Source organism: Arthrobacter sp. TmtSoilC51, assembly GCF_055388015.1.
Window position 1 is genome coordinate 2408947 of sequence record NZ_AP035877.1, and the last position, 23967, is coordinate 2432913.

Consider the following 23967-nt stretch of genomic DNA (forward strand, 5'->3'; position numbering starts at 1 on the left):
ATATGGGGAGTAGAGGGGAGCCCTATAGGCGAAGCCGCGGACTCCGAGTCAAACCACAAATGGTCTGTTGGAGGCCGTGACGAGCTAGCTGTAAGCTGACCGCGGTCTCGACCTACGGCATATCGAGGCGTGTTTTGTAGGCGGTGTTTTTATTGGTGTTCCAGCCAGCGATGATTCCGGCTCCGAGCATTTGGTCGGTGAGTCGTGCGAAGCGGTAGCTGGGGTCTGTGTCGAGGGCGAGTTGCATGTATTGGTGTGCTTTGGATCCTCGGCCTTCCCACCAGTTGATGTAGCCGATGGTGGTGAGGATGGGTGCTGCGTGTTGTGGGCTGGTTCTGGTGTAGGCATGAATGAGGAGCTGTTGTGCCCACTCAACCCTCGACCATTTGGGCGTGGACTGGGTTTGGGCGAAGAGGATGTGCTGTGGTGGTTCCTTGATGCCGGGGATGTCTGCCATGAGCCGGTCGCGGATGTGAGGGAACTGGAAGTTCGCGATGAGCGTGGTGCAGTCTTCGTCGGTGGGGAAGTTGTTGGTGCCGAGCATGGTTGTCCAGAGCTGGCTGGCTTGTAGCGCGGCTTGATGGGGTGCCTGGGTTCGGATGGTGTTCATGCGGTTTTCGACGGCGGTGGCGTGGTCTGCTTCGTGGGTCGGTGTTGGGAGGGTGATGCGGTTGGTGGGTTCGATGGTGCTGCCGCGGTAGATGAATTCGGCGTTGACGCGGCTGTATTCAGTGCTGCTGATGGGCAGGCTGATGTCTTGTCCGGGTTCGCTGTCGTAGGGGGAGTAGGTGGTGTCGCTGACGAAGATGCCGTCGCGGATGCTGATGCCGTTCTCGGCGAGTACTCCGGTGAGCGCGGCAATGGTCGCTGCATGTGGTTTGGGCTGGCCGGGTTCGCAGCGGGCTGAGGTGTAGAGGGCGAAGACGATGCTCGTCGCGCTGGCGTCACTGGTGAGGTAGCTGCTGACGGTTCGGGCATAGGGGAGTTCCGTTCCGGGTTGGCGGGGCAGATCGATGCGGAGGGTGGCGCCGACCTTGCCTTTGTCCAGGGTGATGCAGACGAGACTCTCTTGGGGCCAGAAGCCTAGGGTGTGCCCGATGAAGCTGAGTAGATCGGCTGGGTCTTTGATGGTGAGCGCATTCATTGTCCTGTTCCTTTGTGCGTGCGCTGTGCCTTTGGTATTTGGGCCGTTCTGATAGAGGCTGAAGTGCAATTCAGGGGACCGGGTCCGCCGCGTCAGCGCCCTGGTTAGGCGGTGTACCGTCCAGCGATGATCGGGATATCAGAATGACAAACAGCGTTGTTGCTTCTGTCTGTTCATGGGCCGGCTGACGCGCGGCGCCATGACGTGAGCTGCCATATTCTTCGGTGTGTGCCATCACTTGGCGGGATCGCTGCGCCGGGTCGGTCGGGGGGCTGCTTCCAGTCCCGACATATGCGCCGTTATCGGCACTATCCGGTAATGGAAGATTGGCCCGGAGACTGAGCTGTGTGGCGTGCGCGGCGATTCATTTCACGTGGGTGAAAGTGCATGCGTCCCGGCTAACCGGGCCACGACTCTCGCCTGGGGCAGCTAGGACTCACGATAGTGTCGCAACGCAGCTTCATCAGTATGAGGGGTGCAAGCTACTTTCGTACGGCGGTCAGCATTCGTTGAATAGGGTTCGGGAGTAGCGCATCCACGCCAACCTCAGCAACAAGGTTGGAGAAGTTGACCCAAGTTCGGCGGCGGATCTCTACAGTTGTTGTTCCATGCAATTTGGCGAGCGATTCTTCGACATCTGTTATGGCACCTGGCTGCCTAGGGGCGGGGGAGTTGCGATCTCCCGACGGATGATCGGTCTCAATGAGGAGACGATCCAAAGGAATCATCGCCAGATCGCTAGCCGCCTTCATGTTTGCCGCATTGACTGAAAATCGGCAACCGAGGTCCAACGCTCGTTGCGTCTGCGCTTCAGTGCCGCGCCACCAGTGCAGCACTGCGCCCTTCACTTGTACTGCCTCCAGGGCTTCAATTGTTCCTGCTGTAGCGCCTGAGCTGTGGATGGAGAGGATACGGGGCGTCTTCCGTAGCTCAGCAAGGATCGACCGGAAGACCTCGCGTTGTTGAGTCATCGGCACTTTGGATCGACCATCGAGTCCAACTTCGCTGACGAAGGCGCTTGAGGAGATGTGTTCGGCGAAAATATCTCGGTCAAAGCCGCTTTGCGCTTCGGCGAGACTGGGATGGCATCCCACGCCCCAGATAGTGACTTGATCGTCCCGTCCCCTGACGCTCTTGTATTCGTCGAGGGTCCTGGTGGCGGCAAAAACAACGGCTCCTAGCCGCTCCAGGTCGGCGGCGCTCGTCTTTGGGTCAATATGCGCATGTAAATCAAGCGGCGGGAGTTGTCTGGTCATCCGAGCAAGCTCCGAAGTTCCTCGATGCCTCGCTCGCAAAGCGCGAGTGCATCCTTGGCGGTATAGTCCTGGGGGAGTGACATCGTCATCACGTCGCGTGGATGGATGCCGCGACGGGCAAAGTCCCGCATAGGTTCTACTATCGATTTCTGCTTCACGAAGGCGCTGAAGCGGCCACTAGCATCGTCCACGAGGTAGCTCGTTTTATCTGGCATTCCTGAGGCATTGAACGACGACTTTCTTATGAGGCACCCGAAACACACCCCGCAAGAGGCGCCTGCTGGCGCACCGCTATAGCGAGCATCCGTGTGTGAACACAAGTTCGTCGCGGACAGGTACGCCGATGCCGCGTCGGTGCCCACTGCAGCCGCCACCCGCTGAAACATCTCACCTTTGGTGAGGCCTTCGAAGGGGTTCTCTATCTCTCCGTGGCCACCGATACTTCGCATCAGGTCGCTCAGTTCTCGAAGGAATCGTGGGTGGGTGGTGTGCGTAGACAAGCTTCCACGACGATCAGCGCCGAGAGGCGGGTTTAGCGAAGCGAAGCCGTTTTCAGGTATCCACAACTTCGAGTTGGCTCGCTCAGCGACGGCCAGTCCCAGGGCCAAGAACAGTAATGAGCGTGAGCGACTCGAGGGTTCATCCTTGAATCGTGTCCCATCCAGTCGCTTCGAGCCACGGTGGAGTCTGAATTGGCGGTGCACCTGCTGCACTCCCGGCGCGAGCCGTTCGATAGCAGACACGATGTTCTGCTGGATAGGCGAGAGTGCTGTCGAACTGAACTGGGAGACTAGAGCATGAGATTTCCCTGCACCTAGTTCTATGGCTGACAGCAACGCGCCCGCCGCCGAATCGGCGCCACCGCTCAGTAAGACCGTACGGTCGAAGTGTTGTTCCTCAAGGGGCAGCACTCCCACTTCAGGGGCGGCAGCTTGTGTGAATTGAAAATCCCAGTGGTCTCCCGAGAGGAAGCCAACGAGTTGACTGAGTTGTTTTGTGTGCGCGGTCCATGTGGCGGGATCATTCACTTCGACGGTGATGTCGAAGTTGCGTGCGTTCCAGCTCGATCCGCGACCTTCCCGGAGCACTGATCGGTCGGCACTGAAAACAGCCAGCGCTATCCGCACGAGATCGACGTTCAGTGGGTTAACCGCACCGAGTCCGCCCAGATGAGGATCAACGGCGCCCACAAATGTCGATCGTCCGTCACGTGTCCATAAGAACGTTTCGTCATAGCTGCCACTTTGAAGAGCTACGTTAGCGGCTGCGTCAGAGAGGGTCAGGAGTATCCGTGTCATGACTGCACCCCGAAGATCGTTCCGATGTCCCGGATTCCAGTCTCAATGGCTCGAGCCATCTCTTGCTCCGTGGCCCCGGTGGGGGTGAGAGATGCCTGCGCCGCATATTCGGCGGCGACATCCCGGATCTGTCGCTCGACACCGATGCGCTTTTCGTAGCTAACATCCTTGGTGTAGATGGTGGATGAAACTTCCGTCAATGCGGTCTCGGCAATGGTTGTCTCGATCGACTTCCGTACAACTTCTTCAGGCGTTGGCGGTTGATCCACTGGCTGCTCAAGGATCCATGTCACGACATCGGCTACGATGCAACGCTCCTCAGCGTCAGCTATGGTGCTATCTGCGGGAGCTCCGAAGGCTGCTTCAATGATCTTGATGCTAATCGCGACGGGGTCACCGAGTGCTTGCAGGTCGTCGTAGTTGAGCCCAGCCTCTCGGAGAGCTTCCCGATTGCCGCCGGAGTACGCCAGGGCGAGGCGACCAGCGCGTCCGGCAGCTCTCGACACTCGTCCCACAGAGCGTGTTGCACCGCCGGAGAAGCGACCTCCGCCTCCTCCGCGGCCACCGCCACCGCCGGAACCAGGACCGTCACCACCGCCGCTTCCACGTGACCGCAGCAGGATACGCAGTGCTGGTCCCAGGTCTATCTGAGGCCCCTGAGCAGGAGTACCGGAAGGCGAAGCTTCGCCAGGATTGCCGGGTTCGGCGCCATCTGGTGCTCCAGGTAGCCCAGGCCCATCGAGCCAGTCGGCGATGTTATCGCGCAGGTCTCTAGCGTCTTTCCCTCCGCTTCCCCCAAATGAGCCGCTAGTTCCCATTGATTTTGCTCCATCCTCCCTCAACAACTCTGATTGCCGCCTGTAGCTGCTCGTCGTCAGTTGATGTCTTCCAGATGTCGAGTACAGGTTGGAATGATGCAGCTTCGAGCGGCCGCAGCTTAACGATGGTTGCAGGCTCTACGTCGGCAGCAGGCAATCCCTTGAGTGCAGCAATGACGTTCGGCAGGGTGACGGGGTGTTCGTGTGATATACGAAGGAGACTCTCTACGGTGAATTTCTGAATGCTTGGCTGATCACGGGTGCGTCGGCCGAGATGGCTCACTAATGTCTGAGCATCGACCTCGGGAAGTGCCTTGAGGGTTGTATCGGTAACGCCTGCGCGATCTAGCTTGAGGCCGGATGTCAGTGCAGCGGCAAGGTCACGAAGACGTTCCGGCAGGCCAGTATCAATGACTTCGATCTTTGCGAACGACGCCGCCAAGTACAGGTAGCCCGAAATTGCCGTTGCGTCCAGGGCAGGGGGGAGCTTTGCCCAGCGACGGAGAGTGTCTGTGAAAGCGTCTTCTCGCGTTGCGGCAGGTGTCTTCTCCTCGGGCTTTGCGGTTGATGAGCGCATGCCCTTGACGGATGTTTCCTCGGTCGCGTTGGTACTCTTAGTGTCCATTGGCTCTGCGGTGCCGTTGGCAGCGATTTCAAGGGCTTCAAGCTTATCGCGCAACTGATTAGAAGCCAGCCAACCGAGGACGGTACGGAAGTCATCAGTAAGAATTCGCTCCAGCACCATCAGCTTGGCTACTTCGTCCGCCTTCAGCGTGAACCCTCGGCGGCTTGAGATAGCACGACGGACATTCAGGTCATTTAGGAAGCGCTTGATGCGTCGCGGGTTCCCATGGAACTTTTCATAGAGAATTGGTGTCAGGCGGGCTGCTGTGACTAGGTGTTCGCCCAATGCACCGCTTTCCTGTACCTCAATGTCATCAAGACTGCCGCCGTCAATTCGGAGATCATCACACTGAGCAACGAGATCTTCGTAGGTGGCCTCACCTACTTCACTGTCACTCTTGGCAAGCAAGAGAAAGAGATAGGCCTCTGTGTCGAAACGACTCAGAGCTGGCAGGGGAATCGTGGTCTGGACGATTTTGTGTAGATAAAGCTTCGCTGGGTCTTCGTCTTCTGGGCCACCAAGGCGGGTGCCAAACTTTTGCTGAATGGCCTCGGCGACACGGTCCTCGTCTGCCGCGATAACGAAGGACATTCCCTTCGCAGATAGGAAGAGTCGGATGGCCTCAAGCGTGTCAACGACGGTGTCAGGTAAGCACCGATCAAGGTCGTCGACAAGCACGACCACACGAGACAAGTGTTGGAGGGCTGGGTCGGCCAGGAGCCCTTCAAAGTCCTTTCGAAAGGCGGCCATACCCTTTTCGGTTTCGAGACTCTCGGGATCATCGCTGACGAGGTCGAAGACGTCATCCACATTTGGGAGCTGCATTGTGATGGCGGTACGGGTAGCCATCTTGACGGCCTTCGACCAATTGACCTTTTTTACGAGCTTCTTGAAGGCCTCTAGCCCCGCCTTGCCAATTGGGTCCTCGGTGTTGAACTCTTCATTCAGTGCGCCGAGCACCTCGGCTATTAGGCTCTCCTTCGGCCCAACTGACGGGTCGTAACCCCAGGGCTGCGTCGGGATCACCAAGACCTTGCCGTCAGCAGTTGCAGAACGATCCTCGATTTCGGACTTAACCAGCTCAAGGACGCTGGTCTTGCCGCTACCCCACGCCCCTGAGAGCCCAACGGCAACAGGATCCAGTTCGTCGTCGAAGATGGCGTCAGCAACAGTTTCAGCTACAGCACGGAAAGCTAGTAGATCCCGGAGGGCGGGCTCATCCGACAGGAGCGGATATGAAGTGGCCACTGAAAGGAACCTCCAGAATTAATACCGATGAGTCAGGTTGAAGTATCAACTTAGCAGTGGCTATTGGAAAATCCTGGCAGCGAAGCCAGCGTGTGCTCACCGTCCTCGGAGCCGATGGATGGGTCGCCAGCCATCCGGTAGAGGATGACGGCAGGGGCGGAACGCCTGCAGGAGAAACAGCGTCGCTCCAGGTGGTTACATCAACTGGCATGCCGATAACCGTCGTTCTGTCGTCGGGCTGGCCGGAAGCACTTGGTCATGTTCTTCGGTGCTGTCTCGGCCGTGTACTTGATAAAGGAGGTGTCCCCACTGTGTCGAGTTATTCAGCCTTCTGGCGGGTGGGGTGCCGTCGCGTTTTGGGTTGTCATAACGGTCGAGGGCGCCAGTCAGGCCTTGGAGGTCGGGGCCTCATCCTGACTCGAGGCTTCGCGCGGACTGAGCGGTGCTATCCAGCAGGCAATCTGCAGAGGGAGCGCCGATTTCCCGGCCCAGGCTATGAGTGTGCAGGGGATGCATCGGGTCCTCGTTATCGGTGTCCATCGACCAAAAAGGAAGCGTGGACAATGTCCACACTTTCCGCCTCGGACTGGCCCGTAAACACACTGGACCCGCCCGGATTCCTCATGTTTCCGCGTCTTCCCAGTGTTCCCAAGGCCCCGAATCGCGTCCGAGTCTCACCTCGGGCACGGCATGCCCCCTCGTCAGAGGGGGTTTTTGCTTTAACGTGTTGACAGCTGTTGACAGGAGCCTCGGATGTGGTGCCGGCTGTCGCCAGGCCGCCGGTTGGCCTGTTCAGTTATGGGGGAGCGGGTTCAGGGTCTTGGCTGGTGGGCCCTCCGCTTGCTCTGTACTACGGCAACATCTTCCTCTTTCGGTGCATCCGGGTAAGTCGTGGTTGGCCTACACCTCTTCATAGGTAGGGGGACTGAACACAACATGACTTTGGGAACTTGCAATAAAGGTCCTGACTTTGGTTCTTTTTTGGAGCGAGGAGACGTGGATGGCAGTTTCTTTGTCAGGCCAAAGTCGGTGTGGACATTGTCCACATTTAGATCTTCGTTATTGCGCCTGTTTACGGCCATTGACTCTTGCCTCCTTGGGCCTACATCTACTCATGCATATGCGTGGCCATAGCGACATGACGCGGATCCGGAAGCCCTCTGCATATGCAGGGTCATTCCTAGGTGGGGGTTCAGCGGCCACGATCTGCCGCGTGCCTTCAAATGGGTCTTGGCCGTACCATCGAAGCACACCGCGAAATCGTGCCTGACGCGGGCCCGACGCAGATGACTGCTCCCAGTGGCGCCTCCGGAACATTGGAGTTCACGCGAATGTCGGCTGAGCACGTCGACGCGGACTGGTCTGCCGAAAAGCGGCCTTCCGTCAAGCTGGCGTGGATCCGGTCAGAACTTTTCTTGACGGGTTTCGAGCAGCTACTCCAGGGCGGTGATGGGGTGAAATCGGACGGGGCTCCGAGACGCGAAATGGACGGCGTTGGTGAATCCCGCCTGGCAGCGGAGATTCTGCCGTTGGCGCGGTCTAGGCGTCCGACATGGCCATGGTTGCGGCTTCATGCCGGGCCGAGGTGAATGGCAACCCCCGGCCGGTCAGGTGGCTGATCAGGTGGGCGTTGCCATTGCCCATCAGGCCGAAGAGGTGTCCGGCGCGCTCGACCAGAGCCTCGGCAACCGCGCTGGACACAGTCGGCACAGTCTCCCATTAGGCGGTGGAATCTGATGAGCGTGTGGCCCGTGCGTACTCCTGATTGGCCGCAACACCCGGAAGATCCCACCCTGGATCACATTGCTGCTGCGGTTTGTGCCGGGTGCTGGAACTGGTCGCGTTCCGGCTTTGGAAGGCAGAGATGGTCGCGGAAGGTCGTCCCGGTGTATTCAGTGCGAAACAGTCCTCGTTCCTGGAGGAGAGGCAGGACCCGGCTCTGGAACTCCTCGAATCCCTCCGGTAGGTACGCGGGCGAGAGGATGTAGCCGTCGACGGCGCCCGCTTCGAACCAGGCGGCAAGCTCTCCGGCGACGGAGTCGGGGGTGCCGATGACGACGCGGTGCCCGTAGGCGCCTACCACTCGGCGATAGAGCTCGCGCAATGTCAGGTTCTCCCTTTTGGCGGTGTCGATGATGAGTTGCTGGCGGCTCTTGTAGGCCTCGGTCTCCGGGATGTATTCAGGGAGTGGCTCATCCAGGGGGAGCGCGGTCACGTCGAAGCTTAGGAGTTGCGAGAGCCTGGCCAGGCCTACCTCGGGGTGGATGAGCTCCTGCATCTGACGGTACTTGGCTTGGGCGTCTTCGATGGTGTCACCGATGATGGTCTGCACTCCGGCGATGACGCGTATGCTGTCCCGTGGTCGGCCGGCCTTTTCGGTGCGGTCCTTGAGGTCGAGGGTAAAGGCCAAGGCCGATTCGAGGCTGTTCTGGGCGGTGAACGCCACCTCGGCGTAGTGTGCGGCGAGTTCCTTTCCGGCCTCGGAGGAGCCGGCTTGGACCTGGACGGGGCGGCCCTGTGGGGGACGGAGTACGTTCAGCGGTCCCCGGACCGAGAAGTGCTTACCGTGATGGTTTAGTACGTGCATCTTCTCCGGGTCGAAATAACGGCCGGAGCTCTTGTCCAGGACAAAGGCGTCGTCGTCCCAGCTGTCCCACAATCCAGCGGCCACGCGGAAGAACTCTTCCGCGCGCTCGTAGCGGTCGGCGTTCTTCAGATGTTCGGAGCTGCTGAAATTCCGGGCTTCGGCCTCAACATAGGAGGTGACAAGGTTCCATCCGGTCCGGCCGTGGCTGAGGTGGTCTAGCGAGGCAAACTTTCGGGCGATGTGATAGGGCTCGTTATACGTTGTGGTCTGGGTGGCGACGAGCCCGATCCTGTCTGTGCTGACGGACAGGGCTGCCAGGAGGGTGAGGGGTTCGAAGCGGTAGACCACGGGATCTCGGCTCAGTGTTTGCGCGTTGCCCTCGGGGGCGCATAGTTCGTCTGCGAGGAAGACGAAGTCGAGCTTGGCGTCTTCGGCAGAGCGGGCGACGCCAAGCACGTCGGAGAAGTCCCAGCCTGCGTTGGAGATCGCGTCGGGGTGGCGCCATCCGGCGATGTGTGAGCTGGCTGGCGAGAGCAGTAGTCCAAGGACCATCTGGCGGCCGGCAGTGCTGTTGGTGTCCATGATGTTTCCGTTCTGGAGTCGGTGCAGTGAATGTTTCGGCGTGCGGTTCAGAGCGTCTGGTAAGCGGCGGCGTCGGAGATCTGCCGGGTGGCTGCTAGTAGCTCGGCGGCGCACCGCTCTACCCCGCCGGCGTCGAGCTCCGGCGGGAGTCCGTAGAGCGAGAGGACGAGGGCTGCGGTCCCGTCGGGGCCGAATACGGGGGCCGAGATGGAATGGACCTTCTCCTTGGCGCGCGCGCCGAGGGCCTCTGACCCTGGATCCATGGCGTCGCGAACGGCGCTTGAAGGAGCTGCCGTGCCGAACTCGCCTGCGCCGACGCTGACGGAGTAGCCTCTGGCCCGGATTCGGTCGAGCATGGCGTAGGCCTCCGGTCTGGTGAGCGTATCGGAGGCGGCGATCCAGCGCTCGACGTCCGCGTCGTCGGCCCAGGCCATGGCAGTGCGGCCGAAGGGTGCAGCGGCCGGGACGCGCTGGCCGACCGCCGAGGAGATCCATTGGGTCTTTCCGGGGCCGGCGCTGGCCAGTATGACGAATTCCTCCCCTGACCGCGCTCCGGCGAGACAATCGCATCCGAGCCTTCCCGCGAGGGCTTCCATGCGTGGGCGGGCGCTGTCAACGAGGGCGAGTTCGCGGCCAAGGTTTGGTCCCGCTACCGCCATCGAGTGCGGTGTGAATCGCCCGTAGCCGCCTTGGAAGAACAGCAGGGGCAGGTCGAGGGAAGCGATATCCATGGCCTCGACGCGGCCTAGGACGATCTCGTGGTCGCCGGCGTCCATGACGGACTCGATGGTGCAGTCGAGCCAGGCCACAGCCTGTTCGAGGAAGGGTGCGCCTGAAGCGGACGGGTGCCACGGCATGTTTTCGTACTTGCTGCCCGTCTTGCTGCTGAACGCCCGGCACACCTCTTCCTGTCCGGCGCCCAGGATGTTGACGGCGAATTGACCCGTCGCGCGGATCCGGGGCCACGACGTGGAGGTACGGGCAGGGAGGAAGGCGACCAGTGGCGGGTCGAGTGAGACGGAGGTGAAGGTGCCCACGACCATCCCCACCGGCGTGCCGTCGTTTTCCGTGGAGGAGATCAGGGCGACTCCGGTCGGGTAGCGGCCCATGACCTGGCGGAACCACTGGGGGTTGGCGGGGCTCGTGCCTTGGACGGTTTGGTTCTGATTCATTTTCAGGTTCTGCTTTCCGACCCATTCGGGTACATCGGAGTCGTCGCGGGTCAATGGAGTAGCGGCGTATGTGGAGACCAGTCAGGGATCTGTGGCGGGCCACCGCATCCTGCCATGATGTAGCTCACGCTTTTACTATGACCATATAGCGGTTCATTTTCAACCGTAGTGTGGTCGACTTATGGACGGGATCCCAGCCGCCAATGGCGGCATGCGCGCGTACGGTGAAGGGACGGAGCCTCGTGAATGCATCTTCGAGGGGTCCTTGCCGCCATGGACGCAGGGGGCCGGTGCACGATGACGCTGGACAGTACGAGGACGCGCAAGGGCGTCGCCCGCCTGCGACCAAGGCTAGACAGCGAGCCGGGAGGAAGGCCGCTGATCTACCGCGGGCTGATGGGGCTTGCCGGCAAAGTGCTCGTCGATGAGGGTTCGGATGAACGCGGCGACCTCGGCCGGGCGGTGGCCGAACAGCGATCCATGCCCCATTCCCTCCAGTTCGTGGAGCCTGGCGTTCGGGGCGAGCGCGGCGATCTGGGCGCTGTAGGCCGGAGGCGAGCATACGTCCTCAGAGAAGCACACGGCCTCCAGCGGGACTGTCACCGATGGCAGCCTGTCGGCCAGGTTGAATTCCACGCACGGCTGCCATTGCGAGATGACTGTGTCCTCGGTGTTTTGGGCGACCGCCTCGGACCCCAGGCTCTGGCGTATCACATTCCACATCTGCTGGTCCTGCAGCGCTTTCGCCGGGTACATCATGGCGGCGTAGTGCACTGCCGAGAACGCGGGGTCGAGGTGCTGGCCCCGTTTGCGTAGTTCGATCTCCGCCCTCATGTAGTCCCCGACCCATCCCTGATCGCCCCGAGCGGCGCCCGCGAGCGAGATGCCGAGTCGGACCAAGTCGGGCCGGTCGGTCGCGAGCTGGAGCATGATCATCGCTCCCATGGAGTGGCCGACCACGACCACGGGCTCGTCTGAGAGCTCCTCGATCAGCTCGGCCGTGTCGCAGGCCATGTCCGCGATTGTCCACGGGAGCGGTTGCGTGCAGGATGTGCCGGACGTTCCCCGGTTGTCGAAGGAGATGGACCGGTAGCGGTCGGAGAAGGCCGTGAGATAGTCGGCCCAGTCCGCAGCTGCTCCGCCCCCGCCGGAGACCCAGATGATCGTAGGTCCGCTGCCAGCCACGTCATAGCCGGTTTGAAGGGAGCCCAGTTTGATGGATGCCAAGGTCAGATGCCCTCCTTCTTTACGGCCAAAGCCAGACCCGGATCTTCCGCCGGGTTGGGCGTTCTCGTCTCGGCCCAGTCCTCGAGGCCGGTGTCTGCCTGGGCAATCTTCCGGCGCTCTCCCTCGAGGTCGAGGCTGCGCGCGAGGCCGAGGTAAACGAGGGCCGACACGGCCATACCTACAAACGGTGCGATGTCGAATCCGAGCATGCTGCCGATCGGTCCCGACCACCAGGCAGTAAGGGCGAACGGGGCCATGGCCAGCAGGGACGCGCCGTACGCGGTGTAGCCTCGCCAGTTCCAACGCCCGTACATCCCTCGCGGGTTGAAGATCTCGCGGATGGAGTAGTGTCCGCGCCGGACGAAGAAATAGTCGACAAGGTTGGTGGCCGTCCATGGGGCGAGGGCGTAGAACAGGATCGTCAGGAAGTTGTAGAAGTTTTCCGCGAACGCTCCCGTGGCCTGGAACGCCAGGATCAGCGAAGTAGCGCCGAAGACGGTGGCGACAATCGGGCGCGCGATCGGACGGGGCTTGCTGGGCCTGAAGGAGTCGGCGATGCTCATCACGGTCAGCGCGCCGCCGTAAGTGTTCATGCAGACCAGAACCGCGGTGCCGACGAGGGTGATGATCAGCAGGATGCTGCCAAGGCCATTGAAGACCCCATCGCCGACGGTGACCAGTGCCCGCCCGAGATCAACCCCGGGCAGACCTGCCGTCAGAAGGGCCCCGACGCTCGCGACAACGATTCCTGTGATGGCCATACCGAGGTATGTGCCGAAGAAGGCGGCCTTCGTACTCATGCGGGGAAGGTAGCGGGTGTAGTCCGAGACGTATGGAGCCCACGAGAGCGTGCCCACCGCCATCGCGCTGGCCTCCATCATGAAGGCGGCCGCGTTAAATCCGTCGGAGCTCAACGCCGCGCTTCCGGCGGGAAGGTTGGTGACAAACGGCGTCGCGATTGCGAGCAACGGGAGGGCCACGACAAAGGCGATGGTCGACCAGCGGGAGAACTTGTGAACCAGGTCGTAGCCGGCGATTGCCAGCCCGGTGGCCAGCGCCGTCATCACCACCATGCCAACCTCCGGACTGATGCCCAGGAGTGTTCCCAGGGCCTGACCCATGAGTAGGATCGCGAACATGCTGATGCCTAGGTATGCCAGGACCGCGACGATATAGATAAGCACGGCACCTACGTAGCCGTACTGGGGCCGGGACTGGATCATCTGGGGGATGCCAAGCTGGGGACCCTGGGTGCCGTGGAATGCCGCGAAGAACGTTCCGACGAAGCCGCCGATGACGATCGCGAGCAGCGACCAGCCGAGATTGAGTCCGCTGGCGATCCCGAGCCCGCCGATGGCCAGGCCTGTCAGATTGGCCGAGCAAGCTATCCACACGGGCGTGACGTGCCACGCCTTGCCGTGGCGCTCCCGGAGCGGGATGTATTCGATGGCGCGTTTCTCGACGAGCCTGGAGGTGGGCTCGGCGGAAGGCGAAGGGCCGGTTTCCTGTTGCATTGAGTTTGCTCCTCGATCTAATGATCCCCAGCTTCGCTGCGAGGGGATAGGGGACGAACTGCGGTCGGCCCCGTCAGGTGACGTGTAGGGACGCTGGCCACTTTTGTGGGGGACCTGCTGAAAGCTTTGGATGTGATTCAACTCATAACAATAATGACCGCTTGTCGGTTATAAAGCAACCACTATGGGGTCGAAGTTGAATCGACTATGCTCGAAACAGTGCATTTTCTTTACGAGGGGGTCGAACTGATGACGGGTGCGAACGGCAGTACGATGGTGGCAAATCCCCTGCTGCCAGGGACCGGCCGCAATGAGTCCCTCCGGCGTGCCTTCGACTTGCTCGAGCTGCTCGCGCGGCACCCCCAAGGCGCCTCTATCGCCGAACTCTGCAGCGCTTCGGACCTTCCGCGCTCCACCGTGTCCCGGCTGCTTGCCTCGCTCTTCGACGCAGGCGCTGTCTCCCGGCCCGGCAATCACCGCAAATGGGTGCTGGGGCCGACGATCATGCGGCTCACGAACGCCGTCGCGCCTCTTGCAGGCCTGCAGGAACGCAGCCGTGAGGTACTCGAGAGGATCACCGCCGAGATCGGGGAAACCTCGATGCTGGCAGTGCCCACCGGCCCGGCAACCGCACGGGTCATCGACGAAGTCCGAGGGCGCAAACTTGTCGGCGTCTTCGATCCGTGGGCCGGCGAAACGATCAGCTCTTTAGCCTCCGGCTTCGTCCGGCTGCTACTAGCCGAGCTACCCGAAACGGAATCCGACAAGATCATTAGCCGGATGGACCCTGTCCGTCACACCTCAAAAACCAAAGCGGACCGGGCGCTGCTCAGCCAAGTCATCGCAGACATCCGCCAGCGGGGGTACGTGGTCGTGGTTGACGAGCTCGAAGAAGGACTTGCTGGCCTCGGTTACCCTGTCCGGAACGACGGACAGCTTGTTGCAATGCTGGCCATATATCTACCCACAGCCCGCTTCACGCCTGAACTGCAGGCCAAATCCTTAGCCGTACTCGAACGTGGCGCCCGCGAACTGACCGACTGAGCCCCGGCCGGGCCAGCGGCTTGCGGCGACCTTTGGCCTGACGGATGCAGGCTGGTCAGATCCGACCGCGTCCTCGTCTCCGGTCGGGAGGGGGACGGCTGTTCCATGGTGACTTCAGCCCACCTCTGCGACATGCCGGACCTGATGACGGCTTGATTGGCACCCACCTGTGAACGTTGATCCCATGCAGTTGGGATCTGCCACGGGAGGACCAGGATGGGGTCAAGAGTGGGAGTTGTCCGCGGCGATTCGGAGCGACGCCAGGGTTGAGGAGCTATCGATTCGGGAGCTTGCGCGAAGTTATCAGGTATCACGGAAGACCGTCCGACGGGCCTTGAGCTCCCCGGTTTCCCCTCCTCGACAGACGCCGCAGAGAATCTCACCCCGGGCTTGAGCCCTTCAAGTCAGCGATCGATGCGATGTTGATTGAGGACACCACAGCGCCGAGGAAGCAGCGTCAGGAATTGGCGCTGGGCAGAACCGCAGCACTAGACGTGGGTACCGATCAAGTTGACGCAACCAGATTTCTCGGATCGATTCGGCCGGCCGCGCGCCATCAGTCCCGACAGGTTATTGTGGCATCATTTCGAGGATGCGGCCGTCCGGTGTCAGGTCGGAGGTCGGGGGGTCCTGATGCAAATCCAGGCGTGCGGGATCAAGAATTATTGCTGCCTCGACCCGCGAAGCGTACTTAGTTAATATTCACGCTTCGATGTTATTTTCCCTTGCCCATCGCTATCAAGGCTGCCTTCGGCGGCGGCGGACGCGGGTTGAAAGTGGTGCGGGACCTGGACGGCGTGGAGGAAGCCTTTGACTCAGCAGTCCGCGAAGCAGTGACGGCTTTCGGCAGGGGAGAATGCTTCGTAGAGCAGTACCTTGACCGCCCCCGGCACGTCGAAGCTCAGATCCTTGCCGATACTTTCGGCAAGGTCATCGTGGTGGGGACTCGGGACTGCTCCCTGCAGCGTCGGCACCAGAAACTCGTGGAAGAGGCTCCGGCCCCATTCCTCAGCGACGAGCAACGACGCACAATCCATGAGGCCGCCCGGGCCATCTGTTCGGAGGCGGGGTACACCGGTGCAGGAACCGTGGAATTCCTCGTGTCCGAATCCGGCGCCATCGCCTTCCTGGAGGTCAACACGCGGCTTCAGGTGGAGCATCCCATCACGGAAGAAACCTCCGGCGTGGATCTGGTGCAGGAACAGTTCCGGATTGCCCAAGGACTGCCGCTCGCCCTCGCGGAAGACCCCGTACCCCGCGGCCACTCCTTCGAATTCCGGATCAACGCCGAGGACGTGGGTCGCGGCTACCTGCCGACGCCCGGGACCGTGGAGGCCATCACCGTCCCCACCGGTCCCGGCATCCGGCTGGACTCCGGGATCGCTGCGGGCTCGGAGATTTCCGGAGATTTCGACTCACTCATGGCCAAGCTGATCGTCACCGGAGCGGACCGACAGCAGGCTATTCGGCGGGCGCGCCGGGCGTTGAAGAACTTCACCATCTCCGGCTTGCCCACCCTCGTTCCCTTCCACCGGGCAGTGCTGGAATCGCCCGACTTCACAGACTCCTTCGCCATCCACACCCGATGGATCGAGACAGAGTTTCGACACGGCATCACCCCGGACTCGGTCTATGACCCGAACCAGGCCGAGCCCACTGGAACCGTGACCGTCCCCTTGGACATCGACGGCAAGCGCGTGATGGTCGGCTTCCCGGGAAACCTGGCACTCATGCTGGGCGCCGCTGGCCTGGAATCTGCGGATGAGGGCGACTCAGCAAGCTATGAGGAAGTTGTGGATCCAGGGCTGGTCCAGTCGCCCCTTTCCGGCAAAGTGGTCAAGTGGCTTGTCGACGCCGGCACGTCAGTCGAGGAAGGTGCGCCGCTGGTTGTCCTAGAGGCCATGAAGATGGAAAACGTTGTTCCAGCGCCGGAGTCTGGTGTTCTTACTGAGGTCCTGGCCCCGGCAGGAAGCACGGTCAAGACAGGGGAGGATATCGGCCGACTCACGGTCGAGTAACGTCAGCCGGGCACCAACACAAGGCGAGCGGACGACGGCGGTTACCTCCCGCCGTCGTCCGTTCGCCTTGGCGGCTTAATCGCCGTCCCAGCCAACCTGGCACACTCGATGAAATGGTCCGCGATGGTCTCCGAGGTGCCGGCCCGGCTGACGAGTGATAGTTCCACGAGGTCCACGCGCTGCGACAACTCCAATGCCACCACGCCTCGTCGAGTGCCCAAGGATGACAGCGGCACCAGCGTGACCCCTAGGCCGCAAGCAACCATGGCCAGCTGGGACTGGATGGAGTTCGCGAAGTGCTTGGCCTGCGGGCTGAATCCTGCCTGCCGGCAGGCTGCCACCATCTCGTCGTGATAGTCCGGCGAGATGGCGCGTGGAAGCCAGATCCAGCTGTCGTCCCTGAACTGTGCCAGATCCGCCGGTCTTTGGTCTGTGGCCCTGGCGTGCGTCTCCGGGAGTGCCAGGACAAAGCGGTCGCGACGCAGGGGAACTGATCGGAGCCCCTTGTCGAAGCCGGGCTGGCGGATGATGGCGACGTCCAGTTCCCGCCGCAGCAACCGGTCGCGTCCGTGATGGGTGTCGATTTCCGAAACTTCCAACTCCACCGCCGGCCAGGCGCTCCGGAACCTGTCCAGGACGTCGGGGAGCAGGCCATCGAAAGCAGAAGTGACGGACCCGAGGCGCAATGTCCCTGCCCTGCCCGACTTCGCCCGGGCGGCCACCTCCTCCGCCCTCTCGGACGCCTGGACCAGCAGCCGGCATTCGTCCAGAAAGAGTTTCCCTGCATCCGTGAGAAGAACCGAGCGGCTGGAACGGGTCAGCAGACTGGTCCCGAGCTGCCGTTCCAGTTGCAGGATGGCCTGGCTGAGGGGTGGCTGTGACATGGTGAGCCGCTCGGCGGCCCGGCCGAAATGCAGTTCCTCCGCCACGGCAACAAAGTACCGGGCTTGGCGTACCTCGATCATTGAGTCGCAATACCTCTTCCATCTATAGCTAACCAGACCTTCACTATATCGATCGGGAACGGTCTACTGGAAGCATGACTTCCCAAAAAACACTCCTGGAGCACTACACAACGCTGGATTCAGCCGCCGTGTCAGACGCCCTCGACGCCCTCGGCCTCCCTCCAGGGCAAGCCGGATTCCTCCCCGTCTGGGGAACCCCAAAGATCGTCGGTTTCGCCGTGACGGTGCAGCTTGAGCCCTACGTCCCGGGTCCCTCCGGTGCACACATCGGCGCCACCGCGGTTGCCGACGCCAACAGCAGCAACGTCATCGTCGTGGCCAACGAAGGACGCACCGACGTCTCCTGTTGGGGTGGGCTTCTTAGCCTAGGTGCATCACTGAACGGCGTGCGCGGTGTGGTGGCCGACGGCGCTTGCCGCGACGTCCACGAAGCCCGCGAGATCGGCTTCCCCGTCTTCGCCAAGGGGCGCATCCCGGCCACCGCCCGCGGCAGGCTCCAGCAACGCTCCACCGGCGAACCCGTCCAACTGGGCGAGGTGACAGTCACCCCCGGTGACCTGGTTCTTGCCGATGAGACTGGCGTCGTGGTCGTCCCCGCCGCCCACGTTGACGAGGTGCTCGAACGCGCCCAAGGCGTGGCCGCACGCGAGCAAGCCATCGCCGTCGATCTCCGCGCCGGCGTCGCCCTTCACGAAGCCATGCGCGACGCGCGTTTGGCTGGAATCACCGAGGATCACTGATGAACACCACCACTGAAACCAACGTCATCGAACGTCTGGCAGCTCTGCCCACAGCATCCATCTCCGATGCCATGGACGCCCTCGGCCTACACGGGACCCTGCACGGATTGTCCCCGCTGACCTACGACTTCCGCGCCACCGGACCTGCATTCACGGTGCAATACGCGCCGGCCGGCGAGTCCCGCGGAAGCGTCGGGGACTTCCTCGACGACGTCCCGGCCGGCGCCGTGATTGCCATTGACAACGGAGGACGCACGGACGTCACCGTCTGGGGAGGCATCATGACCGAGGTCGCCGCCGAACGCGGCATCGCCGGAACCATCATCAACGGCGTCTGCCGTGACATCTCCACCTCCCTGCAGCAGAACTACCCGCTGTTCAGCCGCGGCAAGTTCATGCGCACCGGCAAAGACCGTGTGCAACTCGTCGCCGTCCAGACCGTGGTAACCATCAACGATGTCACCATCTCACCGGCGGACATCATCTGCGCCGACGCCGACGGCGCCCTCGCTGTACCCAGCGCCCGCGCTGAAGAAGTCGCCGACCTGGCCGAAAAGATTGAAGAAACCGAAACCCGAATTATAGCCTCAGTCAAGGCCGGTGCCACCCTGGTCCAGGCCCGCAAAGACCTCGGCTACCACGACCTCCAGTGGGGCAAAAAATGAGCAACGCTGCTCGCGGTCACTCTTCCGCCACCCTTTATGAAGCCGCCAAACTCCCGTGCGCCTGCGATCCCGGCCTGAAGCCGGCCTGGCGCGGAGCCAAGGTGGCCGGTCCAGCCTTCACCGTCCGCGGAGTCGGCGGCGACAACCTCGCCCTGCACCACGCCGTCCTGAACGCGCCTTCGGGCAGCGTCCTGGTGGTGGACATGCAAGGCGCCGAGCACGGGCACTGGGGCGAAATCCTCGCCGCAGCCGCCCAGCACCGCGGAATACTCGGACTGGTGATCGATGGCGGCGTCCGTGACACCGAGGAAATGGCGGAGATGGACTTCCCGGTCTTCTCGCGCAGCGTAACCGTCGTCGGAACCGCCAAGGACTACGCGGGCGACTTCTCCTCGCCCGTTCGCGTGGGCGGCCTGACCGTCCGCGCCGGTGACTTGGTGGTCGGGGACTCCGACGGAGTTGTCGTCCTGCCCCGGGATGCCGTCGACGCAGTCCTGGACAAGGCCGACCAGCGCGTTGCAGACGAGCAACGCTTCCTCGGCGAAATCCGCGAGGGCAAAACCACCCTTGAGATCTACTCCCTCTAGACGGAAGAGCACATGAGAGTTATGTCCCCTCCACAGTTGGGCGCTCCTGAACGGATCGCCGCCTCCAGCCGCCGCCCCGCCACCCTGGGCGCGGCAGCACCCGGCACCATCTCACTCGCCATGGGGGAGCCCGACGCCGGGACCCCCAACGCGGTAGTCGACGCTGCCGTCCGTTCCCTGGTGAAGGGACGGACCCGGTACTCGCCCATGACCGGAGCGCCGGAACTGCGGGAGGTGCTCGCGCGGAAGATCTCCGCCGGGCACCCCCGCCCCACCACAGCGCGCGAGGTGGTGCTCACGCACGGCGGCAGCGCCGGGTTGGCCGCCGCAATGCTGGCCCTCGTTCAGCCCGGGGATCGGGTTCTAATCCCTGAACCGACGTACTCCCTCTACGCCGACCATGCCGCCATGGTCGGCGCGGAAGTGGTCTGGATAGCAGCGCGCGCTGACGGGTCGCTGGACCTGGACGCGCTCCGGCACGAGGCTGCCACGGCTCGGATGATTATTCTTTGCAACCCGGGCAACCCCACAGGCCGGATCTATTCGGCGGCAGACCTCGCCGGTGTTGGCGCCGTGTTGGGCGACCACCCGGACCTGCTGCTCCTCTCCGACGAGGCCTACGGCAGCATCGTGTTCGACCAGCTCCCGTTTGTTTCAGCCCTGGACCTCAATGACGTCTCATCCCAGGTGGTCTACTGCAGCACACTGTCCAAGACCTACGCCATGACCGGTTGGCGCCTTGGATACGTTGTTGCCTCCGGCCCTCTCGCTGACAAAATCAACCTCATCCACCGCACCATCAACGGTCCGTTGAACACCTTCGTGCAGGATGCTGCGCTGACAGCATTGGAGACCCCGGAAGAGGACCTTCGAGTCCTCACAGCGTCCTATCAGGATCGGCGTGATCTGGTGCTGGAGGCACTGGGCGGAGTTGCCGGCGTCGAAATCCTCGCGCCTCAAGGCGCCTTCTACGCGTTTCCCCGGATATCCACCTCATTGACTTCAGATGAGATGGTGGCCCGGTTCGCTGCGGCCGGTGTTCTGGTCCGATCCGGAAGCGAGTTTGGTCCCTCCGGCGAAGGACACGTCCGGCTTTCCTTCGCCACTGACATCGCCACCCTGACGGAAGGTCTTGACCGGTTTGTCGCAACTATTGCGGACTTCCCGCGATGACGACGGCGGCACTGACAATTGCGGTCTCCGGCCTGGGGTTGCCGTCCCGGGCTGAGAATGCTCTGGCCCGGCATGGTATCCGGAGCGTCGAGGTGCTTGTCACGTGGTCCCGGCTGGAATTGCTGGGGCAGGTCATCGGGCTCGGCGAGGGGTCTTTGGACCTCATCGAAGAAGCCCTGGCCGTTAGGGGGCGCCAGTTGGCTGTGTATGACGCGGGCAAGACCTACCAGCAGTCACATGCCAGTACCAACCGAAGACACATCAAGAACCATCATGCGTGGGTCACACCGCAGGCATGATTCCCAACACCCTAGTCACCTGATAGGAGGACTCCTTGCCTGGCCTGACCAAGCTTGAGCCTTTCACTCTCCCGCTCGACATTGACGGAGTCCACGTCGAGATCGCCGGCATGTACCGCGCCGGCTCCGGCACGCCGCTGGTATTCCTGCACGGCTTCGGCTCCACCAAGGAAGATTACGCGGACGTCATCCAGCAGGATGCTCTCGCTGGCCGCCCGGTCCTGGCCTACGACGCCCCAGGCTGCGGCGCGAGTATCTGCCCGGACCTGAACGCCATTTCAGTGCACTTCCTCGTTCAGGTCGCCAAGGAAGTCCTGGCCGCGCAGAACATCGACCGCTTTCACTTGGTGGGCCATTCCATGGGCGGGCTCACAGCACTCCTGCTGGCGGACCAAGACCCAGCCCGCGTTCTCAGTTTCGCCGATATCGAAGGAAACGTGGCCCCGGAAGACTGCTTCCTGAGCCGGCAGATCATCAGCCACTCCCACCCGGATCCCGAGGATTTCTTCAAGGATTTCCAGGACCGGGTCTGGAAGTCCCGGTTCTATTCCAGCAGCCTTTACGCAGCGAGCCTTCCCCACAAGGTCCGGCCCGGGGCGGTCCGGCCCATCTTCGAATCCATGGTGGAACTGTCCGACCACGGCGGCCTCATGGATCGATTCCTGGCGCTGCCATTTCCCCGGATGTACATGTACGGCGTCCAGAACAACACCTTGAGCTACCTGCCCCTGCTGGCAGAAAAGGGCGTTGAACTCGCAGAGGTCTCCCGCAGCGGGCACTTCCCCATGTACTCGAACGCACCCGAGATGTGGGACCGCCTCACAGCATTCTTCCTGGGCAGCGAGCAGGCATGAAAAGGCGGGACGCGCCCCAGTTCATCCGGTACGACGACTGGACCGCCCTGATCGGCGGTCACGTGCAAATCCGCAAGCTCGGGGAGCCGGTTCACTCCGGGATCGTGGATCACGCCATGGCCGACTCATCCACGCTCTGGCTAAGAAGCAACGGCGTCCAGCCACGCCGTGCCTTCGTCCGCAAGGAAGGCTACGAGGTCTGGATCAGTCCCCGCGATCTGCAGTTCCGCACCAAACCCTCGGCCAATGTCAGCAGCTAGCTGATTGGCCACCCGCCCGGTGCTCCGGGCGGCCTGTTGTCAGCCGCACGATGACGTGCGGTTCGTTCCCCCTGGAGAAAAACATGCAAAAACCCGCACACGACCGCGCGGATGAACTGGAAAACGAACGCGAGCGGATTGGCGATGTTGCCTCCGCCGTCCGGGACTTCTCCAGCGAGGAGCACGGTTATCACAAGTCGCTGAAGCCGCGGCAGATTCAAATGATTGCCATCGGCGGAGCCATTGGTACAGGCCTGTTCATGGGAGCCGGCGCCCGCCTGAACGGAAGTGGGCCGGCACTGGTTCTGGTCTATGCAGTCTGCGGTTTCTTCGGCTTCCTCATTCTCCGGGCGTTGGGGGAGTTGGTCCTGCATCGGCCATCGTCCGGCTCCTTCGTTTCCTACGCCCGTGAGTTCTACGGTGAAAAGATGGCCTACGCGGCCGGTTGGCTCTACTTCCTGAACTGGGCCATGACCTCCATTGTCGATGTCACCGCGGCGGCCCTGTACCTGAAATTCTGGGCACCGTATTGGCTGCCGTTGCAGGAAACACCTCAGTGGTTGCTGGCCCTGATTGCCCTGGTGGTGGTGCTTTCCCTGAACCTGGTTTCGGTGAAGCTCTTTGGCGAGATGGAGTTCTGGTTTGCGCTGGTAAAGGTCATTGCCTTGGTCACGTTCCTGGTGGTCGGCGTCGTCTTCCTCCTCAGCGGTGCCGCCACCGATGTCGGCCCCACAGGCCTGGTCCTGTTCACGGACAACGGCGGGTTCTTCCCGAACGGTGGCATCGCTCCGCTGCTCGCCGCCAGCGGGGTCATCTTCGCCTACGCCGGCATCGAGCTGATCGGCACGGCCGCCGGTGAAACCAAGGAACCAGCCAAGGTCATGCCCAAGGCGATCAACAGTGTCGTCTTCCGGATCGCCGTGTTCTACGTCGGGTCCATCCTGCTGCTTTCCCTGCTCTTGCCGTTCACCGCCTACAAGGGCGGTGAGTCACCGTTTGTCACGTTCTTCTCGCACCTCGGCGACCCGCAGGCGGGTGCAACGGCCGCATCCATCATGAACTTCGTGGTGCTGACCTCGGCCCTGTCCAGCTTGAACGCAGGTCTCTATTCCACGGGCCGAATCCTGCGATCCATGGCCGTCAATGGATCCGCGCCACGATTCTCGGGCCGGATGAACAGCAAAGGTGTCCCGTACGGCGGCATCCTGTTCACCACGGTGGTGGCACTGCTTGGCATCGGTCTCAACGCTCTCGTCCCGTCGCAGGCCTTCGAGATCGTCCTGGAGATTTCCGCGCTGGGAATCATCGGCTGTTGGGCGACCATCATCCTGTGCCAGATGAAACTGCACAAGCTCTCGCGGTCCGGCCTGATTACGCGCCCGGCCTTCCGCTTGTTCGGGGCACCGTATACCTCTTACCTGACCTTGACGTTCCTGGTCTTCGTGCTCGTCTCCATGGGCTTTTCCGACACCGGCCGCTGGGTCCTGGCCTCGCTGCTGGTGCTGATTCCGCTGTTGATCGGTGGGTGGTTTGCTGCCCGTGAGGGAATAGCTGCCGCGGCCAAGGAACGCGAAGGCTACACAGGGAACCTTCCCGTGCTGGCGAACCGTCCGGCGATTGATCAGGGCCGGGCACCAGCGGCAAACAGTACGCCATGACACCTCGCTATCCGGGAGCCGCCACCGTACCCGCCCTCGTCCTGACGGGGCATTACGCTCCTGTCAGCGGGTGGTGGCGGCCCGACGGTGAAACAGTGCCGTTCCGCTACGTGCAGAAGGGTGCCGTCATGCCAGGGCTCCGGGGGAGCAGCGTTAGCTGGAAACTTGAGTTGGAGACCCGCGAGGCTGCCTCACAGCAGCCCTCTGGCTGAGTATTCTCCAGGGGCCGTTCC

At 62.1% G+C, this 23967-nt stretch carries 21 protein-coding genes and 1 pseudogene; 11 read left to right on the forward strand and 11 right to left on the reverse strand.

Annotation, left to right across the window (positions count from 1 at the left end):
- Positions 1-112 precede the first annotated feature (112 nt).
- The 10 genes from ACZ5G6_RS10995 to ACZ5G6_RS11040 form a co-directional block, all read right to left on the reverse strand.
- The gene (locus tag ACZ5G6_RS10995; protein WP_498691509.1) at positions 113-1144 is read right to left on the reverse strand and encodes a DUF4192 domain-containing protein; all 1032 of its coding nucleotides are present in this window, start codon (positions 1142-1144) and stop codon (positions 113-115) included.
- A 482-nt stretch (positions 1145-1626) separates the two neighbouring features.
- Positions 1627-2400: a TatD family hydrolase gene (locus ACZ5G6_RS11000; RefSeq protein ID WP_498691513.1), complete on the reverse strand. Its 774-nt coding sequence runs from the start codon at positions 2398-2400 to the stop codon at positions 1627-1629.
- The gene (locus ACZ5G6_RS11005; protein ID WP_498691516.1) at positions 2397-3698 is read right to left on the reverse strand and encodes a hypothetical protein; all 1302 of its coding nucleotides are present in this window, start codon (positions 3696-3698) and stop codon (positions 2397-2399) included. Before ACZ5G6_RS11005 ends, ACZ5G6_RS11000 begins: the two co-directional genes overlap by 4 nt.
- Positions 3695-4204, reverse strand: a complete 510-nt coding sequence (locus ACZ5G6_RS11010; RefSeq protein WP_498691519.1) for a hypothetical protein — start codon at positions 4202-4204, stop codon at positions 3695-3697. The genes ACZ5G6_RS11005 and ACZ5G6_RS11010 overlap by 4 nt, the downstream gene beginning before the upstream one ends.
- Positions 4205-4505: 301 nt before the next feature.
- Positions 4506-6389, reverse strand: a complete 1884-nt coding sequence (locus ACZ5G6_RS11015; protein WP_498691520.1) for a KAP family P-loop NTPase fold protein — start codon at positions 6387-6389, stop codon at positions 4506-4508.
- Between the two features lie 1539 nt (positions 6390-7928).
- Complete coding sequence (locus ACZ5G6_RS11020) at positions 7929-8090, reverse strand: hypothetical protein (RefSeq protein WP_498691522.1); 162 nt, start codon at positions 8088-8090, stop codon at positions 7929-7931.
- A gap of 97 nt (positions 8091-8187) precedes the next feature.
- Entirely contained in the window at positions 8188-9558 is a 1371-nt protein-coding gene (locus ACZ5G6_RS11025) for an LLM class flavin-dependent oxidoreductase (RefSeq protein WP_498691525.1), read from the reverse strand.
- Between the two features lie 47 nt (positions 9559-9605).
- Positions 9606-10730, reverse strand: coding sequence for a flavin reductase (locus ACZ5G6_RS11030; RefSeq protein WP_498691527.1), 1125 nt, complete (start codon positions 10728-10730; stop codon positions 9606-9608).
- Between the two features lie 351 nt (positions 10731-11081).
- Positions 11082-11957: an alpha/beta fold hydrolase gene (locus ACZ5G6_RS11035; protein WP_498691530.1), complete on the reverse strand. Its 876-nt coding sequence runs from the start codon at positions 11955-11957 to the stop codon at positions 11082-11084.
- 2 nt (positions 11958-11959) lie between these two features.
- The gene (locus tag ACZ5G6_RS11040) at positions 11960-13471 is read right to left on the reverse strand and encodes a purine-cytosine permease family protein (protein WP_498691532.1); all 1512 of its coding nucleotides are present in this window, start codon (positions 13469-13471) and stop codon (positions 11960-11962) included.
- Positions 13472-13720: 249 nt separating this feature from the next.
- Between ACZ5G6_RS11040 and ACZ5G6_RS11045 the strand changes: the two genes are divergently transcribed.
- Entirely contained in the window at positions 13721-14515 is a 795-nt protein-coding gene (locus ACZ5G6_RS11045; RefSeq protein WP_498691534.1) for an IclR family transcriptional regulator, read from the forward strand.
- 725 nt (positions 14516-15240) lie between these two features.
- Positions 15241-16533, forward strand: a pseudogene (locus ACZ5G6_RS11050) (ATP-binding protein); the annotation flags it as partial.
- 41 nt (positions 16534-16574) lie between these two features.
- On the opposite strand, the gene ACZ5G6_RS11055 reads toward ACZ5G6_RS11050, so the two are convergent.
- A complete protein-coding gene (locus ACZ5G6_RS11055) occupies positions 16575-17498 on the reverse strand; it encodes a LysR substrate-binding domain-containing protein (RefSeq protein WP_498691536.1) in 924 nt (307 codons plus the stop codon).
- Between the two features lie 74 nt (positions 17499-17572).
- Here ACZ5G6_RS11055 and ACZ5G6_RS11060 point away from each other — a divergent pair, with 74 nt between their 5' ends.
- From ACZ5G6_RS11060 to ACZ5G6_RS11100, 9 genes are all read left to right on the forward strand, one after another.
- Complete coding sequence (locus tag ACZ5G6_RS11060) at positions 17573-18238, forward strand: RraA family protein (protein WP_498691538.1); 666 nt, start codon at positions 17573-17575, stop codon at positions 18236-18238.
- Positions 18238-18903 (forward strand): RraA family protein, encoded by a 666-nt coding sequence (locus ACZ5G6_RS11065; RefSeq protein WP_498691540.1) that lies wholly within the window; start codon positions 18238-18240, stop codon positions 18901-18903. Before ACZ5G6_RS11060 ends, ACZ5G6_RS11065 begins: the two co-directional genes overlap by 1 nt.
- Entirely contained in the window at positions 18900-19490 is a 591-nt protein-coding gene (locus tag ACZ5G6_RS11070) for an RraA family protein (RefSeq protein WP_498691542.1), read from the forward strand. The genes ACZ5G6_RS11065 and ACZ5G6_RS11070 overlap by 4 nt, the downstream gene beginning before the upstream one ends.
- A 21-nt stretch (positions 19491-19511) precedes the next feature.
- Positions 19512-20663: a pyridoxal phosphate-dependent aminotransferase gene (locus ACZ5G6_RS11075; protein ID WP_498691544.1), complete on the forward strand. Its 1152-nt coding sequence runs from the start codon at positions 19512-19514 to the stop codon at positions 20661-20663.
- A complete protein-coding gene (locus ACZ5G6_RS11080) occupies positions 20660-20962 on the forward strand; it encodes a DNA-directed RNA polymerase subunit alpha C-terminal domain-containing protein (RefSeq protein ID WP_498691546.1) in 303 nt (100 codons plus the stop codon). The genes ACZ5G6_RS11075 and ACZ5G6_RS11080 overlap by 4 nt, the downstream gene beginning before the upstream one ends.
- Positions 20963-20997: 35 nt before the next feature.
- Positions 20998-21816 (forward strand): alpha/beta fold hydrolase, encoded by an 819-nt coding sequence (locus tag ACZ5G6_RS11085; protein WP_498691547.1) that lies wholly within the window; start codon positions 20998-21000, stop codon positions 21814-21816.
- Positions 21813-22076: a hypothetical protein gene (locus ACZ5G6_RS11090; RefSeq protein ID WP_498691548.1), complete on the forward strand. Its 264-nt coding sequence runs from the start codon at positions 21813-21815 to the stop codon at positions 22074-22076. The genes ACZ5G6_RS11085 and ACZ5G6_RS11090 overlap by 4 nt, the downstream gene beginning before the upstream one ends.
- A gap of 83 nt (positions 22077-22159) precedes the next feature.
- The gene (locus tag ACZ5G6_RS11095; protein WP_498691550.1) at positions 22160-23734 is read left to right on the forward strand and encodes an amino acid permease; all 1575 of its coding nucleotides are present in this window, start codon (positions 22160-22162) and stop codon (positions 23732-23734) included.
- Complete coding sequence (locus ACZ5G6_RS11100; protein ID WP_498691554.1) at positions 23731-23946, forward strand: hypothetical protein; 216 nt, start codon at positions 23731-23733, stop codon at positions 23944-23946. Before ACZ5G6_RS11095 ends, ACZ5G6_RS11100 begins: the two co-directional genes overlap by 4 nt.
- The last annotated feature ends 21 nt before the right edge of the window (positions 23947-23967 follow it).

Excerpts from the sequence above, each read along its gene's own strand:
- ACZ5G6_RS11090 (WP_498691548.1), top strand. The coding sequence starts at position 21,813 with ATGAAAAGGCGGGACGCGCCCCAGTTCATCCGGTACGACGACTGGACC.
- ACZ5G6_RS11045 (WP_498691534.1), top strand. The coding sequence starts at position 13,721 with ATGACGGGTGCGAACGGCAGTACGATGGTGGCAAATCCCCTGCTGCCA.
- ACZ5G6_RS11040 (WP_498691532.1), bottom strand. The coding sequence starts at position 13,471 with ATGCAACAGGAAACCGGCCCTTCGCCTTCCGCCGAGCCCACCTCCAGG.
- ACZ5G6_RS11095 (WP_498691550.1), top strand. The coding sequence starts at position 22,160 with ATGCAAAAACCCGCACACGACCGCGCGGATGAACTGGAAAACGAACGC.
- ACZ5G6_RS11100 (WP_498691554.1), top strand. The coding sequence starts at position 23,731 with ATGACACCTCGCTATCCGGGAGCCGCCACCGTACCCGCCCTCGTCCTG.
- ACZ5G6_RS11065 (WP_498691540.1), top strand. The coding sequence starts at position 18,238 with ATGAACACCACCACTGAAACCAACGTCATCGAACGTCTGGCAGCTCTG.
- ACZ5G6_RS10995 (WP_498691509.1), bottom strand. The coding sequence starts at position 1,144 with ATGAATGCGCTCACCATCAAAGACCCAGCCGATCTACTCAGCTTCATC.
- ACZ5G6_RS11030 (WP_498691527.1), bottom strand. The coding sequence starts at position 10,730 with ATGAATCAGAACCAAACCGTCCAAGGCACGAGCCCCGCCAACCCCCAG.
- ACZ5G6_RS11080 (WP_498691546.1), top strand. The coding sequence starts at position 20,660 with ATGACGACGGCGGCACTGACAATTGCGGTCTCCGGCCTGGGGTTGCCG.
- ACZ5G6_RS11005 (WP_498691516.1), bottom strand. The coding sequence starts at position 3,698 with ATGACACGGATACTCCTGACCCTCTCTGACGCAGCCGCTAACGTAGCT.
- ACZ5G6_RS11070 (WP_498691542.1), top strand. The coding sequence starts at position 18,900 with ATGAGCAACGCTGCTCGCGGTCACTCTTCCGCCACCCTTTATGAAGCC.
- ACZ5G6_RS11055 (WP_498691536.1), bottom strand. The coding sequence starts at position 17,498 with ATGATCGAGGTACGCCAAGCCCGGTACTTTGTTGCCGTGGCGGAGGAA.
- ACZ5G6_RS11060 (WP_498691538.1), top strand. The coding sequence starts at position 17,573 with ATGACTTCCCAAAAAACACTCCTGGAGCACTACACAACGCTGGATTCA.
- ACZ5G6_RS11000 (WP_498691513.1), bottom strand. The coding sequence starts at position 2,400 with ATGACCAGACAACTCCCGCCGCTTGATTTACATGCGCATATTGACCCA.
- ACZ5G6_RS11075 (WP_498691544.1), top strand. The coding sequence starts at position 19,512 with ATGTCCCCTCCACAGTTGGGCGCTCCTGAACGGATCGCCGCCTCCAGC.
- ACZ5G6_RS11025 (WP_498691525.1), bottom strand. The coding sequence starts at position 9,558 with ATGGACACCAACAGCACTGCCGGCCGCCAGATGGTCCTTGGACTACTG.